The sequence below is a fragment of the Tellurirhabdus rosea genome (genome assembly GCF_026278345.1).
GTDB lineage: Bacteria > Bacteroidota > Bacteroidia > Cytophagales > Spirosomataceae > Tellurirhabdus > Tellurirhabdus rosea.
In genome coordinates this window covers 540,897-558,448 of record NZ_CP111085.1, presented here as the reverse complement: position 1 = coordinate 558,448, position 17,552 = coordinate 540,897, and the positions used below count along the sequence as shown (strand labels likewise).

Sequence of the window (17,552 nt, the reverse complement as noted above, 5' to 3'; positions counted from 1 at the left end):
TTTCTATTGAGCGACCGACAGCAGCGGATCGGAGGTCGGGGTGCGGTTCATGGCCTTTTCGAGGACCTGAGACCAGCGCTGTCCCTGCTTCCGCATCAGGTCGGGCGTGATGGCGTTGCGCAGGACCGTTTCGCTGACCGGCGTTTCGCCCGTCATGACCCGCTGCATGGCCGCCGCCATTTCCCGGACGTTGAAGCCTTCCACGACCTCGCCCATCCCCGGCTTGACAAACTCCGTAATGCCTCCCGAACTGAAGCCGACAATGGGCTTGCCCAGCACGGCCGCTTCCCGCATCACAATCGGGTAGGAATCTTCGCGGGACGTGAGGGCGAACCCGTCGCAGCAGTTGAAGTAGTCGTAATAATGCTCGGCCTGTTCGGTCAGGAAAATGACGTTCTGCCGGAACTGTTTGGTGTAGCGCTCGACGTAATAGGTATAAGCCGTTTTACGGGCGGAACCCATCCACACAAAATAAGTATCCTGGGGCAGATGCCGGAGCAGTTGTGGCATGTAATCGAAGCCTTTCCGGGGCGACCAGGCGCCCGACATCAGCCACACAAAAGCGTTCTCCGGAATACCGAGTTTGCGGCGCAGTTCGGCCCGGTCCTGTTTGACCTGAATGTCTTCCACGTTGATCAGCCCGTGCATGACCACCGCTTCGTAGCCCATATCGTTGAGGTTTTCGACCACCGTTTCGGAGGCGCAGAGCCGGACAATGGCGTGGTCGAGCATCTGGCGGAACCCTTCATACGGCTGAAAATCATATTCCTGCGGCAGTTCGTGGACGTGAACCGCGTAGGGGACGCCGAGCTTGATGGCCAGCTGGGCATATTCCGGCATCACGATGGTATTGATGTACCACATATCCGGCTTGAATTCCTCATGGGCTTTCAGCAGTTCCTTCTCGTGCAGCGTTTTGCCGGTAGCGTTTTTGTAAACCGCCTCATAAATCGAGTACCGGAACCGATAGGAAAAGTTGCCGAAATACTGTTTGAAGGAAGGTACGTCTTTGCCAATCGATAATTTACCATTCATTCGGCTGAAGAAGCCAAACTCATGCCTATCACCAGGGGAATACTGCATATAGTTCAGAATCGTGGTAACGGACCCTGAACGGTCAGCCGCAGGACTGAGGAAGAGAATGCGCATGGGGGTAGTAATGAAAATGTGGATGCCAGGGCAAAGTATTCCTTCACCTGTTCAAGTATACATATTTGTTATATATCGAAACAAAGATAGGGCGTGAAAACCTGATATTTTTGTTAGGAGAAATCTATTGGCGGAAACATTTATCGTATGGACAATGTCTGATAATGGAGCCCGGATCGGCGGGGGTAACAAACAAAAGAAGCGGCTCCTGTATCAACAGGGAGCCGCTTCTGGAAATATCCGGCAAAAGGCTTGACCGACCTTTCGGGCACCGGATGTTAGAACTTAAGACCTACGTTTACCCCCAGCGACCGGCGCTGTGAGTCGTTGAAGCCACGAATGGCGTCGTTGAAGCCGTGGTGATACATGAAGTCGATCAGGACCGGGCCGATGTCGAAGCCGAGGTTGATCAGGCCCAGAAACGCGCCGCTGCGGATTTCGCCTTCGTCAATGTCCACCGTGTTGCTGGAGCTCAGCCGGTTGGCGTATTCAGCCCCGACGCCCAGACGTACGGCCGAGATGCCGCGGTCTGACTGCGCCAGCTTCACGCCGATCAGGGCCGGAATCTGGAGCCATTTGGTGTCGATACGGCCGGAGATGTCGTTCAGCGAAGAGCCATCGCCCGGACGGAAGAAGTTCGAGCTGGAAGCAAAATACTCCGCCCCGATCTGTCCGTAAATTCGGCCGCCGCCCCGTACAAATACCCCAATCTGATAACCCAGACGGCCCGTCAGATTGTCGCCGTCCACGTCTTCACCGCGGTAGCGGGTTGAGTTGGCACCGACGTAGAATCCGCCCGTGAACGCCTTGTAAGGTCTGTCCATAGCCCGGTCTTCCCGGCCGTAACCTGTCGAAGTCGTCGTGGTTGTAGACGTAGAGTAGGTGCCGTTGTCAGTGCTGGTCGACGGAGTCGTGGTCGAATACGTGCCGGTGGTGCTGGAAGGCGTGGTTGAATACGTGCCCGTACCGGTCGTTGAGTTGTTCATGTCCGTCGATGTGCCGGTCGTGCCCGTTGTTCCGGTTGTGGTCGGGTCAGTCGTTCCGGTAGTAGTGCCGGTGGTTGTTCCCGTGTTGCTCTGGTTCGAGTACGTGGAGTTCGTCGTGGTCGTGCTCGTGCTTTGGGGTTGATCCGAGGTCGTTGACGAACCGCTTGTCTGGGCAAATGCGCTCCACGATCCTATCAGGCACAGCGCAAGCAATGTACTGCGTTTCATTTTCATAACGTTTGTTGAGTTTGACAAATAAAAAGGGTGCATGATTGCTCATACACCCTCTATAACCAGCGGCAAACATGAATGTTTGCCGGATTTACAAATTGGTTCGTCCTCCGACTTAACGGCGCATTTCCTTGTAGGCGTTAATAAGCCCGTTGGTCGAGCTGTCGTGGCCGGTTACGGCTTCATCGCCGCCGAGTTCGGGCAGGATGCGGTTAGCCAGCTGTTTGCCGAGCTCGACGCCCCATTGGTCGAAGCTGAAAATGTTCCAGATGACGCCCTGGGTGAAAATCTTGTGCTCATACATGGCAATGAGGCTGCCCAGCGAACGGGGCGTGATCTGCCGGACCAGGATCGAGTTGGTCGGCCGGTTGCCGGAAAAGACCTTGAACGGCGTCAGAAAGTCGATCTCCGCTTCGGTTTTGCCCGCTTTTTTGAATTCTTCCACCACCTCGTACCGGGTTTTGCCGTTCATCAGGGCTTCGGTCTGGGCGAAGAAGTTGGAAAGCAGCAGCTGGTGGTGGTTGCCCATCGCCCGGTGGCTGATGGCGGGGGCGATGAAATCGCAGGGAATCAGCTTGGTGCCCTGGTGAATCAGCTGGTAAAAGGCGTGCTGGCCGTTGGTGCCGGGTTCGCCCCAGATGATCGGGCCGGTCTGGTACTCCACGGGCTTGCCGTCGCGGTCGGCCGACTTCCCGTTGCTTTCCATATCGCCCTGCTGGAAGTAGGCCGCAAACCGGTGCAGGTACTGGTCGTAGGGCAGAATCGCCTGCGACTCGGCGCCGAAGAAATTGTTGTACCAGATGCCCAGCAGCGCCAGCGTCACCGGGATGTTCTGCTCAAAAGGCGTGTGGCGGAAATGCTGGTCCATCGCGTGCGCGCCCGCCAGCAGTTCTTCAAAGTGGTCGAAGCCCACGGCGCAGGCAATGGAAAGGCCGATGGCCGACCAGAGCGAATACCGTCCGCCGACCCAGTCCCAGAAACCGAACATGTTGGCCGGGTCGATGCCGAATTTCTCCACTTCGGACTGGTTGGTCGAAATGGCTACAAAGTGTTTGGCGACGGCGCTTTCGTCGCCCGAATGTTCGATGAACCACTGCCGGGCCGAATGGGCGTTGGCCATGGTTTCCTGCGTCGTGAAGGTCTTGGACGCAATCATGAACAGCGTCGTTTCGGGATTGACGCCCTGCAGGGTTTCGTAGATGTGCACGCCGTCCACGTTCGACACAAAGTGCACCTTCAGGCGGGTGGCGTAGGGCTTGAGCGCCTCCGTGACCATCACCGGGCCGAGGTCCGAGCCGCCGATGCCGATGTTGACAATGTCGGTAATGGGCTGACCCGTGTAGCCTTTCCAGTCGCCGGAAATGACGCGTTCGGAGAAGCCTTTCATCTTTTCCAGCACTTCGGCCACGTCCGGCATCACGTCCCGGCCGTTGACGGTAATGGATTCGCCGGAGCGGTTGCGGAGGGCTACGTGCAGCACGGCCCGGTTCTCGGTGGCGTTGATGGCGTCGCCCGTAAACATCTTGTCGATGGCTTCGTGCAGGCCCGCCTGACCGGCCAGCTCGCGGAGCAGCTGCATCGTCTCGGTCGTCACCCGGTTTTTGGAAAAGTCCACCAGCATGTCTTCAAACCGAAGGGAGAACTGCCCGAACCGCTGCGGGTTGTCGGTAAAAAGGTCTTTCAGGTGGCGGTCTTTGACCTGCTGAAAATGCTCCTGAAGCTGCGCGTAGGCGGGGAGAGATGTGAAGGAGTAGTTGGTTAACATAGAACAGGGGTTCTGAACCGGGGTTACACAGATTTACAGATTTACCAGGATGCTCGGCTTTTATACAGGCATCGTGGTAAATCCGTTAATCCGTGTAATCCCGGTCCACGATTATAAACAGATTTCCTGCATTCTCGCTGAGTCATACAGGAACACATTGAAATCGACCGGGCCGCGAATGCCGCTGACGGCGCCGCCTTTGTTATGCTGCCAGAAATACAGGGGTTTTTCCCGGTAATCGCGGAGGTGCTCACGCGAGTAATCAGCAATCCAAAGCGGATAGTTGTCCAGATGGCCGGCAATATACATCCGATAAAAATGACTGTTGGTATAAATAATGGGTTTGACGCCGTATTCATCCTCCACCAGGTCCAGCCAGGTTTTGAGGTCAGCAATCAGTTTGTCGTGCGGAATGCCCCGGTCGAGCTCAAAATCGAGCACGGGCGCAAAGTCGCCGGATTCGAGGGTAACCGTTTTGATGAAGTTGCGCGCCTGTTTTTCCGGGTCGCGGCGGGGGTGGTAGAAATGGTAAGCGCCCCGTTTGAGGCCGACTTTTCCGGCTTCCCGCCAGTTCTGTTTGAAGTGGCGGTCCACCAGCGTAGCGCCTTCGGTGGCTTTGATAAACACAAACTGAAGTCGGACATCCTGTCCGTCGAGGCCCTCCGCCCGCATGGCCTGGACCTTTTCCCAGTTAATCTTTTTGTTGTGGTGCGAAACGTCGATGCCGTGAATCCGGTAGTCGAGCGGCACCCGAATGCCGAAGCGGTCGATGAGTCGCCACTGCGCCTTCACTTCCTGTCCCTCCCGGAACGTCAGCCACAAACCCGTCAGCACGGCCAGCGCCAGCAAAGGCAGCACCAGCGTTTTTCGTTTCCGAAATAAAAATAGAACTATCCGCTTCATCCGGCGGCAAAAATAGGAAAAACAGTTGTAAGTGCAGAAGCGGTCCGCCGCAGCGGTCGTAAGTCGTAAGTAGCTCCGCCCATTTTTCAATGGAGGCAGCGCACTTACGACTTACGACCGCTGCGGCGGACCGCTTCTGCACTTACGACTACTTTAATCGTGTCCTTCCAGCTTCACTACTTTGTTGTAGAAGCCGAGGATCAGGATGGGAGCGGCCCACTGGCCTACCAGCAGCGCTTCTTCTTTTTTACCGTTATAGAAAAGGCTCGCTGCGGTAACGAGCGCACCCAGCCCGCCCCAGAGGAACAGGTCGGACGGCAGTTTGGCCGTTTGTTCTTCGATTGCTTTGGCTACCGGGCCCTCGTCGTGCGAGAGCTTCATGTTCTTGCCAAAAAAGCCTTTGTCAGCGTTAGCGTATTTCACCGCTTCTTTCAATGCAGATGCCATAACGTTTGTAATGGTTTATAATGGATATACGCAAACGTAACGGCGGGGCGGCGGGAAATGTTGGAAAAAAGTAATCCAGTGCATAAGGGGGTAAGTGCTCAAGGGGGTAAGTGATTAAGGGGACAAGCCCTGCTTCCTTACTTCCTTAAGCACTTACCCCCTTGAGCTCGGCGATTATTTATTCGGCTGCGGTGTTGTCCGCAGATACGGCTTGATGACGTTGACGCCTTTGGGGAATTTCTGAATGGCGTCTTCGGTGCTCACCGCCGGAACCACGATGCAGTCCTGACCTTCCTGCCAGTCGGCGGGCGTAGCGACCTGGTAGGTGGCCGTCAGCTGGAGCGAGTCGATGACGCGCAGGATTTCGTAGAAATTGCGGCCGGTCGATGCCGGGTAGGTCAGCGTCAGCTTGATTTTCTTGTCGGGACCGATGATAAAAACTGAGCGTACGGTCGCTTTTTCGCTGGCGTTGGGGTGGATCATGTCGTAGAGTTCGGCCACCTTCCGGTCCGAATCGGCGATCAGCGGGAAGTTAACGGTCGTTTTCTGCGTCTCGTTAATGTCCTTGATCCATTCCGTATGCTGGTCGAGCGGGTCCACGCTCACGGCGATAACCTTGACGCCGCGCTTTTCGAATTCATCTTTCAGCTGAGCGGTCCGGCCCAGTTCCGTGGTGCAGACCGGGGTAAAATCGGCGGGGTGGGAGAAGATCATGCCCCAGGAATCGCCCAGCCATTCGTGGAAGTGCAGGGTGCCTTCCGTGGTTTCGGCCGTGAAGTCCGGCGCGATGTCGCCTAATCGGAGTGACATAGTGTTGGGTTGGTTTATGTGTTGTGGTTTATGGTTTGGAATGTAGGGTTTAGAGTTTAGAGTTTATGGTTGGCTCCGCCTCTTTACAGGCTTTTTATGGAGGCGGAGCCAACTATAAACCTTAAACTCTAAACCCTACACCCTATATCAGCTTTTCTTCCACCGCCATTTTCACCAGTTCGGCGGCGTTTTTGACCTGGAGGCGGCGCATCATGTTGGCCCGGTGGTTGTCTACGGTCCGGACCGACAGCTGAAGCTTCTCGGCAATTTCCCGGCTGCTCATGCCATCGACGAGGAATTGCAGGATTTCCTTTTCCTTCTTGGAGAGTTTGGACCGGCGCAGGCGGCTGTTTTTGTCGGCTTTCTTCAGCTGCGACATGTAGCCGTTGAGGATGATGTTGGCGACCGGCGAGCTGAAGTACTTTTCGCCGCCCATCACCGTCCGGACCGCCTTGATCATCTCGTCGCTGGACGAATCCTTCAGAATGTATCCGTACGCACCGGCCTCGACCGCCCGCAGGATGTAATCTTCGTTATTGTGCATGGAAAGCATGAGCGTGCGTACATTCTTGTACAACCGACTCACCACCTGCGTCGTTTGAATGCCGGACATGCCGGGCAGCGAAATGTCCATCATGATGACATCCGGCTGGTGGTTTTTCAGCTTTTCGAGTGCTTCTTCCCCGTCGGCGGCTTCGTCGATGATTTCAAAATCTTCGACCTGGTCGAGCAGCATGCGGATGCCGTTCCGGACGATGGCGTGGTCATCGACCAGCATCAGTTTGATCGTATTCATATTCTGGGTAAGCGATTTTTATGGGGATGCTAACTTGAACTTTGGTTCCTTTATCCGGTGCGGACGAAATCCGGAATTTGGCGTTGATCAGCGCTGCCCGCTCGCGCATGTTGTGCAGGCCCTGCGACCGCCGGCTCCCTTCCGGGTTGCCGTTGCGATGCACGCGGAAGCCCGTTCCGTCGTCGCAGACAAGCAGGTGCAAATACGCATCTTTTTCGAACAATTCAATCGTTATCTGGTGCGGATTTGCGTGCCGGACGGCGTTGCTGACCGCTTCCTGCGTAATGCGGTACAGCACGACCTCCATATTCTTATCAAACCGCACATCGGGAAAGGTCGAATGAAAAATAATCTCGATCGGGCTGTTCTGTCCGTGGGTGTCGGCCAGCATTTTCAGCGCCGGGATCAGCCCGAAATCGCTGAGAACGGTAGGCATCAGGTTGTTCGACACGTTGCGGGCTTCCTGGATGGTCTGGGTCACCAGACTTTTGAGGGCACCGATATTCTTGACGGATTTTCCTTCGCCCTGCAAGCCCGTTTCGAGGCTTTCGATCTGCAGCTTGATGGCCGTAAGCATCTGCCCAATGCCGTCGTGCAGCTCCCGCGACAGCCGCTTCCGTTCTTCTTCCTGACCGGCGAGCAGGTAGGAAGTCCGCAGTTTCTGTTCGTCCATCTGCTGCTGGTACTGCTGGCGGGTAGCATCGAAGAGCTGCTGGCGCGTTTCCTTGAGGGTTCGGTTCAGTGACAGAAGCTTGCGGTTGGCGGTGGCCGTCCGGTTTTCCGCTTCGATCAGCTGCCGGATAGTCTGCTCCAGGCGGACCACGGCGGGGCGGATAATGAGCCAGCCAATGACGGCCAGCACGATGAGGGTGAAAAAATACTGGTACAGTTCCAGCCGCTGCAGCGCCGAGGTGTTGGCGATTGTCTCCCGGTTGGTCTGCTGGATAATGCCGTCAAACTGTTTCAGGAAAGGCTCGTCGTACCGGGCCAGCATCGCCAGTTCCTGCTGGGCGTTCAGGTCGCGGGCCGATCCGGCCTTTTCGGCTTTCCGGATGAGCTGCTGGGCGTTTTTCTCCAGAATATTGAACGTGGGTGCAATCGCCTGGTACCGGGCCTTGATGCTGTCGCTGTACGGAATGCGCAGGTCAGAGCCCGGAATGCCGCCCGCCCGGGCGCTGAGGTAAATGGAAACAAACTGCTTATAAATCGTTCGGAGGTTCTCCCGACTGCGGGCAAATTCCGCCGAATCCGAAGACTGCGTCAGGTGCAGGGCCTCCTTGGTAATCTGCTGGCTCAGGTGACGCTGCAGAGCCGAAACGCGAAGCACCCGAATTACATCCACCTGCCGCTCCAGACGCACCTGCGTAACCACCTGCCCAACCGACAACAGAACGGCCACAATGATGAGCGTCGCTCCAAAAAGCCGGGTGAATCGTCGGGAAGATGGAGGCTCCGGTTTGTTCAAAACGTCAAGTTCATCCGTCACGAAAGTAACTGTTTATGGTGCAATAGTGAGTAAAGGTACAAAAAAACCAAAAAATACCCTTATTTGGCCCCTCCGGCCGCAAGAACCAATCCTGCGGAGCCGTTGTTGTGAAAACAAATCCTCGTAGATTTGCATAACGCCTGAAAGCGATTCCCAGACTGCTATGAAAAAGATCAGCCTTGCCGTTGCCTTACTAACTCTCCTGACCGCAACTGCCTTCCGCCCGGTCCTGACGGAAGCCCCCCGCACGACGGTTGCTGCCGAGCCGGTAAAACTTTCCTGGGAGATGCTCCGGGACGTAACGTTCAAGAAAAAATGGTACCCGGAAGAGTCCGTTTATATGCTGTACCCGACGTTCGGACCTTCGGTTCAGAAACTGAATGGCAAACCGGTGGAACTGACGGGCTACGTCCTGCCGGTTGATCTCGAATCCAACCTGTACGTTTTGTCGGCCTTTCCGTACAGCGCCTGCTTTTTCTGCGGCGGTGCCGGTCCGGAATCGGTCGTTTCGCTGAAATTCAAGAAGGGCGGACGCAAATTCAAAACCGACGAACGCCGCACGTTCCACGGCACCCTGAAACTGAACGCCGATAATATTTACGAACTGAACTACATTCTCGCTGATGCAGAGGTAGTTGAGTAAAAAGACGTTTTTTTCTGCAAAAAAAGCGGAAAAATGTTCGGGTGTTCAGTTGACAGACGTTCTTCTTTTCCGCATATTTGCACCCACAAAACAGAATGAAGCGGCAAAAGCGAAGCCCACTTTTCTCTTTGCAATTTTCATTTTGACTTGTATTTGGGGGTATAGCTCAGTTGGCTAGAGCGCTACAATGGCATTGTAGAGGCCGTCGGTTCGAATCCGACTATCTCCACCCAACTTAAATCAGCCGCCCTCAGCGGCTTTTTTTATGCACTACGTGTACGTGATATTCAGCGAGACCGCCGACCAGTATCACATCGGTCTGGCAAAGGATGTGCAGATTGCGCTCTGGCAGCATAATGCGAAGGCAAACCCCGCGACGGCTGCCGGTAAACCCTGGGTAATTCGGTTTAAACAGGGATTCGAAAAACGCCCGGCCGCCCAGAGTCTGGAAATGAAACTGAAAAACAAGGACAGGCTCGGCCTCGAAGAGTTTTTGAACAATCAGAATTAAAACAAAAAAGCCGCTCGGGGGAGCGGCTTTTTTGTTTCCCCCAAAGCAAACATCGTTGCCAGGCGGCTGAGGAGGGAGGAGTTCGCCCGCACACCTCGTCCACCAGCGGGCACCCGCGTTTGGCGGAACCGCCCGTTGCCATCGGGATGCCCGCTGGTGGACGATGCGCACAAATAACCCGTCAGTACGCTACCGTAAAGCGCTGGCGGACGTGGTTCGCCTGTTCGAGTTCGTCGACGATGGCAATGGCCAGGTCCTCCACGGAGATAATGCTCCGGCCGTTGTCGTCAAACACCGGATTTTCCAGCCCCTTCCGGTAAGCGCCTTTCCGCACGCCTGAGGTGCCCTGGTGCATTTCGATGGCGGGGCTGAGAAACGCCCAATGCAGGTCTTGTTCGCCCTGGAGATGCGTTAAGTAATCACGGGCGGCCGAGGCGCCGGCTTTGTATTCGGCGGGAAATTGCGGCGTATCGATCAACTGAACACCGGGGGCCACGTACAGACTACCCGCGCCGCCGACGAACAGCAACCGCTTCACGCCGGCCTTTTTGATTCCTTCCTGAATAGCCTTGGCCCCTTTCAGGAAATCGTCGTAAATATTGGGGTTCGTCCAGCCGGAATTGAACGTACTGACCACCGCATCGTGGCCTTCAACGGCGGCGGCCACTTCGTCCGCGTTATACACATCGGCTTTGCGGACCGTTACGCCGGGGCCGGCTCCTTCCGCCTTTTCCGGATTCCGGGCAATGGCCGTTACCTGATGCCCTCTATTGGTTAATTCGTTCAGAACTGCGGAGCCCACAAAACCGGTGGCTCCAATAAGCGCTACTTTCATACTACATGGGTTTAAAAGGTAAACTCTTGTTTTAAACTGTATTGATTATTGTTACAGTTTTGTTGAAAAAAATATCAGTGAAACTTCATCGTGAATTCGGCAAGGGTTGTCTTGCCCAAACGCTGCAAAACGGCCTTGTCCGCTTCGTCGAAAACGGAATTAATGTGTTCGTTGATTTGTCGGCCAACGGGGCAGTTGGGATTTGGCTCGTTCGAGCGGCCCAGCAACGACGACTGGCGCACAACCCTGTAAATGTCCGACAGAAGAATGCTTTCGGCCGGTTTGGCGAGCATGGTGCCGCCACCTTTCCCTTCCCGGCTTTGCACCAGACCATGCGCCTTCAGATTGCCGATTTCTTTACGGACCAGCACCGGATTGATGTTGATGCTTCCGGCGATCAGGTCCGACGTCAGCCACTCGTCCTTCTGGTACTGAAGGAGGGCCAGGATGTGGAGCGCCGTGGCAAATCGACCGTTGTTCATTCTGTAATATTTTTTATTACAGTACAAAGGTATAGCAGATTTCCGTCATAAAAAAGCGCTTCGGTCTATTTTCTGGCAGATTTTGTAAGAAGGCTGTCACGTCCGAAAAAAAAAATCGAAAATTTTTCACCTTTTTTTAAACAAGGTCGGAAGCGGGCGAGTTATGTATGTGTAAATCGCTTCCAGATGGGGATACCGTGAAACGTATCCGTTTTGAAAAGAACAAACCGGACGGAGTGCGATTCAAAAAAAGCCAGGTGACATTCGTCGTCTGGCTTTACTTTTTTCCGGCGGTCGAGTTACAAAATCAGCTTAGAACGGTCGCACCGCCTTGACAAACCGGCCTTTAAAATACTTTGAGAATAGATTGTCTTCCCGAACGCCCCGCGAAGACGAAGCGTGAATGAACACGATGTCGTTGCGGCTCCGGACTTCCGTCACGATACCGGCATGGGAAACATACCCGGCTTTGCCGCTGTCGGGCACAAAGAAAATCAGGTCGCCGGGCCGAATCTCGGCCACGTCCACTTCATAGCCTACTTCTGACTGCTGCCACGAAATGCGGGGAATCTGGAGGCCCACCGTCTGGAAAGCCGCGTAGATAAGTCCCGAGCAGTCGATCCCGTCGAACCCGTTGCCGCCGGAGCGGTAAGGCGTCCCGGTGTAGGTGCGGGCCACTTTCACCACGTCGGGAACGTAGCTGCGCTGGTAGGTCCGGGTATCCACGGTTTTCAGCGGTTTCCCGGCGGGTTTGCGGACGGCCGTCGCTTTGCCTCGCTGGGCGGGCGGCGTGTAGGGCGTAGACCGAAAAACGGAACACGACGACAGGCTGAACGAAAACAGCAGGGCCGTCAGCAGGCATTTGGGGACAAAAGACGTTTTCACAAGCATGAGCAGTGGGATTGGCGACCCGTTACCGAGCCGCCTGAATTTCTAAATTTTCATCGTCAGGGCAATCCGTTTTCGCTGCAAATCGACCTCGACCACTTTCACCTGCACTTTCTGGAAGACCTTTACCACCTGCCGCGGATCGGAAACGTACTGGTGTGAAAGCTGCGAGATGTGCACCAGCCCATCCTGCTTGACGCCAATGTCCACAAACGCCCCGAATGCCGTGACGTTGGTGACCACACCGGGCAGAATCATGCCTTCGTGCAAATCCTCCACTTTCCTGACGCGTTCGTCGTATTCGAACACCGAAAGCTGCCCGCGGGGGTCGCGGCCGGGTTTTTCGAGTTCGGCCAGAATGTCGCGCAGGGTCGGCAGGCCCACTGTATCCGTAACGTAGCGTTCGGGTTTAATCTGCTTCCGCAGCTCCGGTTTTTTTACCAGTTCCTGAACGGATGCGCCCAGGTCTTTCGCCATGCGCTCGACCACCGGGTAGCTTTCCGGGTGGACGGCGCTGTTGTCGAGCGGGTTCGGCGCGTTGTCGATGCGCAGGAAGCCGGCGCACTGTTCAAAGGCTTTCGGGCCCAGCCGCGGCACTTTTTTCAACTGATCGCGGGATTTGAACGGCCCGTTTTTCGCCCGGAACTCGACGATGTTCTGCGCCAGTTGCGGACCCAGTCCCGACACGTACCGCAGCAGATGGGCGCTGGCCGTGTTGAGCGATACCCCCACCTGATTGACGCAGCTTTCCACGACCGAATCCAGGCTGTTTTTGAGGGCCGTCGGGTCCACATCGTGCTGGTACTGCCCGACGCCGATGGATTTGGGATCAATTTTCACCAGTTCCGCCAGCGGGTCCATGAGCCGCCGTCCGATGGAAACGGCTCCGCGCACCGTGACGTCCTGGTCGGGAAATTCCTGCCGGGCCACTTCCGAAGCCGAGTAGACCGAAGCACCCTGTTCGCTGACCATGAAAAGCGGAATCGTTTTGCCGAAATTCAGGCTCCGGACAAACGCTTCCGTTTCGCGGCCTGCCGTCCCGTTGCCGATGGCGATGGCTTCCAGCGCGTACTGCTGCACCAGTTTGAGCACTTTCTGCTCGGCTTCCGGGCGTTTCCAGTCGGGGTAAATCACGTCATTGGCAAGCAGCGTTCCCTGAGCGTCGAGGCACACCACCTTGCAGCCCGTCCGGAAACCGGGGTCGATGGCCAGAACGCGCTGCTGGCCCAGCGGGGAGGTCAGCAGCAGTTGCCGCAGGTTGTCGGCAAAAATCTGAATGGCCTCTGTATCGGCTTTTTCTTTGGAAAGATTATCGAATTCGGTTTCCAGCGACGGCTTGATGAGGCGTTTGTAGCTGTCTTTGATGGCCAGCGCCACCTGCTCCTTGCTGCCCGGCAGGCCGCGGAGAAACTGCCGTTCGAGCCGTTCGACGGCCGCTTCCTCGTCGGGCGAAATGCTCACCGACAGCACGCCCTCGGCTTCGCCCCGGCGCAGGGCCAGGAGCCGGTGGGAGGGAACCCGCCGCAGCGGTTCGGCAAAATCGAAGTAATCCTTGAATTTGACGCCTTCGGTTTCTTTGCCTTTTTTGACCGTCGAACGAATGATGGCTTCCCGTTCAAACAGGGTCCGGACGCGCTGCCGGGCTTCGGCATCTTCGCTGACCCACTCGGCCATGATGTCGCGGGCGCCCTGCAGGGCTTCGTCCACGGAGGCGACCTTATCGTTCAGAAACGCTTTGGCCTTCCGTTCGGGTTCGGCTTCGCGCTGCATGAACAGGGCCGCGGCCAGGGGTTCGAGGCCTTTTTCGACGGCGATGGTGGCGCGGGTTTTCCGTTTGGGTTTGTAGGGCAGATAGAGGTCTTCCAGCTCGGTCATTGTGGCCGCCGCTTCGATCTTTTTCCGCAGCTCGGCCGTCAGTTTGCCCTGTTCGTCAATGCTTTTGAGAATGGCGTCCCGGCGTTTGTCCAGTTCCTGAAGTTTCTGGTAAGTGTCTTTAATGGCCGTAATTTGAACCTCGTCCAGTCCGCCGGTGGCTTCCTTGCGGTAGCGGGCGATAAACGGCACGGTGGCTCCCCCGTCGAGGAGTTGCAGGGTATTGGCGACCGGGCGGCTCTGTAAATTCAGCAGCCCGGCAATGCGGGTTTCGTAGGTAGTACTCATAAAAAGTTACGCGCTATGGGCGCAAAAATGGGCAGGATGGGGCAGACGGACAAGAAATAACGCCGTTTTCCGAGGAATCAGACCAGCGGCGTTACGTCCACATCTCCTTTTCCGCCGAGCCGGACAAAGCGGGCTTCCACCTGCCGGTGGCCCATTTTCTGGTACAGCAGCCGTAGTTTTTCCAGATTTTCCCGCTGCGGTTCGGAAGCCTGACCGTTCTGATAGTCCAGCAGAATGACTTTTTCGGCCGTATGAACGACCCGGCTGGCCCCCCGCTTCGCTACGCCTTTCGGCAGCAGAATAGGTCGCTGGCCATCCGTCCGCAGGTCGGCGGCGTAGAAACGGGCTAGTTCCGGATGGGCGAGAACGTCCTGAAGAGCCGTCTGCATGGCGGCCGTTTCGGTCGGTCGGAGCTGGCCTTCCGCCACCATTTTCCGGATGGTTTTTTCGATGCAGGCGGGCGTCCGGACGAGCGAAAGCGCCTTGCAGACTTTGTTTTCCCAGTCCTGATTCTGCGCAAACCGTTCCTGCATCGCCTCCGACAGTCGCCGGAGCCGCAGCGGCCGGTTCCCTTCGCGGCTGTGCGTCTGCACCGACAGCGACTCGCCCTCGCGGACTTTCCTGCGGTGATCCGGGTTCGGCACTGTCTGGCAACCGTGAAGGACATAGCTGAGCTGGCCTTCTTCCCAGCCGCATTCGCCGATGGGCTGGTGCTTCAGGAAGTTGTACAGCCAGAAGTCGATACCGTCCTGGTTCTTTGCTTCGCCCTTTTTGGTTTCGTATTCTTTTTTGAGCGAAAGAATGTACAGCCGGTCGGTCGGTCGGGTGAAGGCGACGTACAGCAGGTTCATGCACTCTACAAATGTCCGGTAAAGCTCGTCCCGGTACTGCGGTGCCAGGGGCGTACTGACCAGATCTTTCTTCAGCGTGACCGAAGCCGTCCGGAGTCGCCGGAGCGGGCCGTCTTCGGAAGGCGGGCAGCACAGGACTTCGTCTTCCAGCGCCGACAGATTCATCCAGATGGTGTCGCCCGTGCGCGGCTTGCTGCTCCAGTCGGCAAACGGCACAATGACCACCGGATACTCCAGCCCCTTCGATTTGTGGATGGTCGTGATCGTAACGGCGTTGGCATCCGCCGGGGCGCTGACCGAAATCTTTTCCTGAACGGACTCCCAATAGGCCAGGAAATCGCCCAGATGGCTGCCGAAGCGGGCACTGAAGGTCAGCACTTCGTCCAGAAAGCGAAAGATATACGGGCACTCGCCTGCGTCGTCGAACAGGTTGTAGTACAGCGACAGTTTTTCGGCCAGTTCATAAACGCTCAACTGGGCCAGCATCAGCGGGTCGAGGGCCTCTTTGGTAATCGGCGAGGAGATGTACTCGAACAACTGCACCGAGTCGTCGGACTTTGCCCGTTCGTCGATATGCCGCGCCAGTTCCGCCGCCGGGATTTCGTACCGGATGATGCGGTGGTACAGAAACAGAAGCTCGTAGCGGACCAGGCGGTTGTCCGGCTGATAAAGCAGCTGCATCAGCGCCAGCAGGAAGCGGACGCGCTCGGACGACATCAGCGTCAGCGAATCCTCCGAGGTCAGCGGAATGCCCTGGCTTTTCAGAAAATCCGCCAGGAGCCGGGCATTTTTCTTGAAGCGGCACAGAATGGCTACATCGCCGAAAGTGTACCCGTCGTCCACGGCTTTCCGGATGAGTTCCAGCGTCCGCTGGGTGATCTGGCCGGCCACTTCTTCGGTCTCCTCGTCGCCCTGTTCGGGTTTTTCGAAGAAATCGATCTGGACATGCCCCAGAACGCCGGCCTTGATGGGCTGCTGCCGGAATTCTTCGTCAAAGACGTCGGTGACCTGCGCGTAATCCGTGTTCTGGTACTGGGCCGCCAGAAAGCCAAAGAAGCGGTTATTGAACTCGACAATGGATTCGGCGCTGCGCCAGTTGGTGCCCAGCCGTTCGGGCTGGAGGTAGTCCGGCAGCGCCCGAAGCCGTTCGAGCGTCATCTGGCTGTCGGCATTGGCGGAGAGCAGGCTGTCCAGCTGGTTGCGGTGCAGGGCCACGATCTGGTCCATGTCGCCGCCCCGGAAGCGGTAAATGGCCTGTTTGGCGTCGCCCACGGCCAGATTGAAGCGGTCGTAGCCGAGGTTGTTTTCGATGAGCGGCAGGAGGTTGATGAACTGGAGCCGGGAGGTGTCCTGAAACTCGTCGATGAGAATGTGGTGGTATTTTTCGCCCAGGCGCTCGTAGACAAACGGCACCGGTTCATTGGCGACCACTTCCAGAATCAGGCGGTTGAATTCCGAGATGTGGACCCGGTTCTGTTCGCGCAGCAAATCGTCGCATTCCTGCCGGATCTGTTTCAGCAGAGAGATTTTCTGGAGGTGTTTTTCGAGCAATTCGTACAGGACGTGTTGCCCGCCGTTGTTTGCGACAATGTCTTCAATCTGTTCGATATACGAACGAAGAATGTCTTTAATGGCGTCAATCGCCTCATGCTTCTTGCCCGTATACCAGCGGTTTTCTGTCAATGCCTTCTGAATGGGAGTTTTTCCCGGCTCTGGTAACCCGGAGCCAAACGCCCGTTTCTCAAAGTAGGCGCCAACTCCACCGTTTTTGCCGTTTAAGAAATCCCCCAGTTCAATCCCGTGCGCCTGAATCAGGGCGTATCCGCTGGCGGCCAGCTGCTGAATGGAGTTTTCGATGTGCTGGGTAAACGACCGGAGCTGGCGGCGCAGATGCCGGAAGTCCTCCGGCTGCAGATCGGCCAGCAGTTTGACGTAATCGTAATTTTTATCGCCGAGCTGATTTCGGGAAAACTCCACCAGCGTATCCGAGAGGTTGTACCAGCTTCTGCCTTCGCTGGCATTTTCGCGGTAGTATTCGTCCAGCACCTCGGTCAGGGCGGCGTTGTCTTCGGTATTGACCTTTTCGATAAGTCGCTCGATGGCCGTCTGCAGCACCGTGTCCGTTTCCATTTCGACCTCGAAACTGTATGGCAGTTCCAGGTCGTCGGTAAAGGCCGTCACGACGCGCTGCACGAAGCTGTCGATGGTGAGCACCGAAAAGCTCGAATAATCGTGGAGGATGGTCAGAAAGACTTCTTTCGCCCGCTTTTGCAGTTCGTCGGCAGGCAGGGGCGGCTGGATTTCCCCGGCCAGTGCTTTGAGCAGGGATTTTTCCTCGCCGCGCACCATCCGTTCGAGTTCTTTCAGGATACGCTCCTTCATTTCGTTGGCGGCGGCATTGGTAAACGTCACGGCCAGAATATGCTTGAACTGGTGCGGTTCAAACGGCTTGCGGCCTTCCACCTCCGGGCGGTCGCGCAGGGCCAGTTTGAGGTATTCCTTGGTGAGCGTATACGTTTTGCCGGAACCGGCCGAGGAGCTATATATCTTGAAGGACATAAGTCGAGTTTGTATTCACGGGCTGAAGCCCCTGGACACATGGGGATTCA

The 17,552-nt window shown here is 56.3% G+C and carries 15 protein-coding genes and 1 tRNA gene; 3 read left to right on the top strand and 13 right to left on the bottom strand.

The genetic code is table 11. The features are described 5' to 3' along the window. Nucleotides 1-3 precede the first annotated feature (3 nt). The 8 genes from ORG26_RS02270 to ORG26_RS02235 form a co-directional block, all read right to left on the bottom strand. Nucleotides 4-1,035, bottom strand: coding sequence for a glycosyltransferase family 4 protein (locus tag ORG26_RS02270; protein WP_266366900.1), 1,032 nt, complete (start codon nucleotides 1,033-1,035; stop codon nucleotides 4-6). A 392-nt stretch (nucleotides 1,036-1,427) separates the two neighbouring features. Beyond that, a complete protein-coding gene (locus ORG26_RS02265; RefSeq protein ID WP_266366899.1) occupies nucleotides 1,428-2,363 on the bottom strand; it encodes a PorT family protein in 936 nt (311 codons plus the stop codon). A gap of 118 nt (nucleotides 2,364-2,481) precedes the next feature. Continuing rightward, nucleotides 2,482-4,131, bottom strand: a complete 1,650-nt coding sequence (pgi, locus tag ORG26_RS02260) for a glucose-6-phosphate isomerase (RefSeq protein WP_266366898.1) — start codon at nucleotides 4,129-4,131, stop codon at nucleotides 2,482-2,484. A gap of 111 nt (nucleotides 4,132-4,242) precedes the next feature. After that, nucleotides 4,243-5,034 carry a glycoside hydrolase family 25 protein gene (locus ORG26_RS02255; RefSeq protein ID WP_266366897.1) on the bottom strand — a complete coding sequence of 264 codons (792 nt, stop codon included), beginning with the start codon at nucleotides 5,032-5,034 and terminating at the stop codon, nucleotides 4,243-4,245. Nucleotides 5,035-5,187: 153 nt separating this feature from the next. Then, entirely contained in the window at nucleotides 5,188-5,481 is a 294-nt protein-coding gene (locus ORG26_RS02250) for a hypothetical protein (RefSeq protein ID WP_323134340.1), read from the bottom strand. Nucleotides 5,482-5,655: 174 nt separating this feature from the next. After that, complete coding sequence (locus ORG26_RS02245; protein ID WP_266366896.1) at nucleotides 5,656-6,291, bottom strand: peroxiredoxin; 636 nt, start codon at nucleotides 6,289-6,291, stop codon at nucleotides 5,656-5,658. Between the two features lie 142 nt (nucleotides 6,292-6,433). Further along, nucleotides 6,434-7,069: a response regulator transcription factor gene (locus ORG26_RS02240; protein WP_266369300.1), complete on the bottom strand. Its 636-nt coding sequence runs from the start codon at nucleotides 7,067-7,069 to the stop codon at nucleotides 6,434-6,436. Next, complete coding sequence (locus ORG26_RS02235) at nucleotides 7,056-8,573, bottom strand: sensor histidine kinase (RefSeq protein WP_266366895.1); 1,518 nt, start codon at nucleotides 8,571-8,573, stop codon at nucleotides 7,056-7,058. Before ORG26_RS02235 ends, ORG26_RS02240 begins: the two co-directional genes overlap by 14 nt. Nucleotides 8,574-8,736: 163 nt before the next feature. Between ORG26_RS02235 and ORG26_RS02230 the strand changes: the two genes are divergently transcribed. The 3 genes from ORG26_RS02230 to ORG26_RS02220 all read left to right on the top strand — a co-directional run bounded on the left by ORG26_RS02230 (nucleotide 8,737) and on the right by ORG26_RS02220 (nucleotide 9,727). Next, nucleotides 8,737-9,216, top strand: coding sequence for a DUF3299 domain-containing protein (locus tag ORG26_RS02230; protein WP_266366894.1), 480 nt, complete (start codon nucleotides 8,737-8,739; stop codon nucleotides 9,214-9,216). 155 nt (nucleotides 9,217-9,371) lie between these two features. Further along, nucleotides 9,372-9,445 (top strand) — tRNA-Ala (locus ORG26_RS02225). 36 nt (nucleotides 9,446-9,481) lie between these two features. Then, complete coding sequence (locus ORG26_RS02220) at nucleotides 9,482-9,727, top strand: GIY-YIG nuclease family protein (protein WP_266366893.1); 246 nt, start codon at nucleotides 9,482-9,484, stop codon at nucleotides 9,725-9,727. A gap of 181 nt (nucleotides 9,728-9,908) precedes the next feature. Here ORG26_RS02220 and ORG26_RS02215 read toward each other — a convergent pair whose 3' ends face one another. From ORG26_RS02215 to ORG26_RS02195, 5 genes are all read right to left on the bottom strand, one after another. After that, entirely contained in the window at nucleotides 9,909-10,562 is a 654-nt protein-coding gene (locus ORG26_RS02215; protein WP_266366892.1) for an NAD(P)-dependent oxidoreductase, read from the bottom strand. Nucleotides 10,563-10,636: 74 nt separating this feature from the next. Next, a complete protein-coding gene (locus ORG26_RS02210; RefSeq protein ID WP_266366891.1) occupies nucleotides 10,637-11,044 on the bottom strand; it encodes an RrF2 family transcriptional regulator in 408 nt (135 codons plus the stop codon). A 312-nt stretch (nucleotides 11,045-11,356) separates the two neighbouring features. Next, complete coding sequence (locus tag ORG26_RS02205; protein ID WP_323134338.1) at nucleotides 11,357-11,929, bottom strand: C40 family peptidase; 573 nt, start codon at nucleotides 11,927-11,929, stop codon at nucleotides 11,357-11,359. A 48-nt stretch (nucleotides 11,930-11,977) separates the two neighbouring features. Then, nucleotides 11,978-14,092 carry a Tex family protein gene (locus tag ORG26_RS02200; RefSeq protein WP_266366889.1) on the bottom strand — a complete coding sequence of 705 codons (2,115 nt, stop codon included), beginning with the start codon at nucleotides 14,090-14,092 and terminating at the stop codon, nucleotides 11,978-11,980. A 77-nt stretch (nucleotides 14,093-14,169) separates the two neighbouring features. After that, the gene (locus ORG26_RS02195; RefSeq protein WP_266366888.1) at nucleotides 14,170-17,502 is read right to left on the bottom strand and encodes a UvrD-helicase domain-containing protein; all 3,333 of its coding nucleotides are present in this window, start codon (nucleotides 17,500-17,502) and stop codon (nucleotides 14,170-14,172) included. Nucleotides 17,503-17,552: the final 50 nt, after the last annotated feature.

Coding starts and splice junctions, on each gene's coding strand:
- ORG26_RS02270 (WP_266366900.1), bottom strand. CDS start 1,035: ATGAATGGTAAATTATCGATTGGCAAAGACGTACCTTCCTTCAAACAG.
- ORG26_RS02265 (WP_266366899.1), bottom strand. CDS start 2,363: ATGAAACGCAGTACATTGCTTGCGCTGTGCCTGATAGGATCGTGGAGC.
- pgi (WP_266366898.1), bottom strand. CDS start 4,131: ATGTTAACCAACTACTCCTTCACATCTCTCCCCGCCTACGCGCAGCTT.
- ORG26_RS02255 (WP_266366897.1), bottom strand. CDS start 5,034: ATGAAGCGGATAGTTCTATTTTTATTTCGGAAACGAAAAACGCTGGTG.
- ORG26_RS02250 (WP_323134340.1), bottom strand. CDS start 5,481: ATGGCATCTGCATTGAAAGAAGCGGTGAAATACGCTAACGCTGACAAA.
- ORG26_RS02245 (WP_266366896.1), bottom strand. CDS start 6,291: ATGTCACTCCGATTAGGCGACATCGCGCCGGACTTCACGGCCGAAACC.
- ORG26_RS02240 (WP_266369300.1), bottom strand. CDS start 7,069: ATGCTGGTCGATGACCACGCCATCGTCCGGAACGGCATCCGCATGCTG.
- ORG26_RS02230 (WP_266366894.1), top strand. CDS start 8,737: ATGAAAAAGATCAGCCTTGCCGTTGCCTTACTAACTCTCCTGACCGCA.
- ORG26_RS02220 (WP_266366893.1), top strand. CDS start 9,482: ATGCACTACGTGTACGTGATATTCAGCGAGACCGCCGACCAGTATCAC.
- ORG26_RS02215 (WP_266366892.1), bottom strand. CDS start 10,562: ATGAAAGTAGCGCTTATTGGAGCCACCGGTTTTGTGGGCTCCGCAGTT.
- ORG26_RS02210 (WP_266366891.1), bottom strand. CDS start 11,044: ATGAACAACGGTCGATTTGCCACGGCGCTCCACATCCTGGCCCTCCTT.
- ORG26_RS02200 (WP_266366889.1), bottom strand. CDS start 14,092: ATGAGTACTACCTACGAAACCCGCATTGCCGGGCTGCTGAATTTACAG.
- ORG26_RS02195 (WP_266366888.1), bottom strand. CDS start 17,502: ATGTCCTTCAAGATATATAGCTCCTCGGCCGGTTCCGGCAAAACGTAT.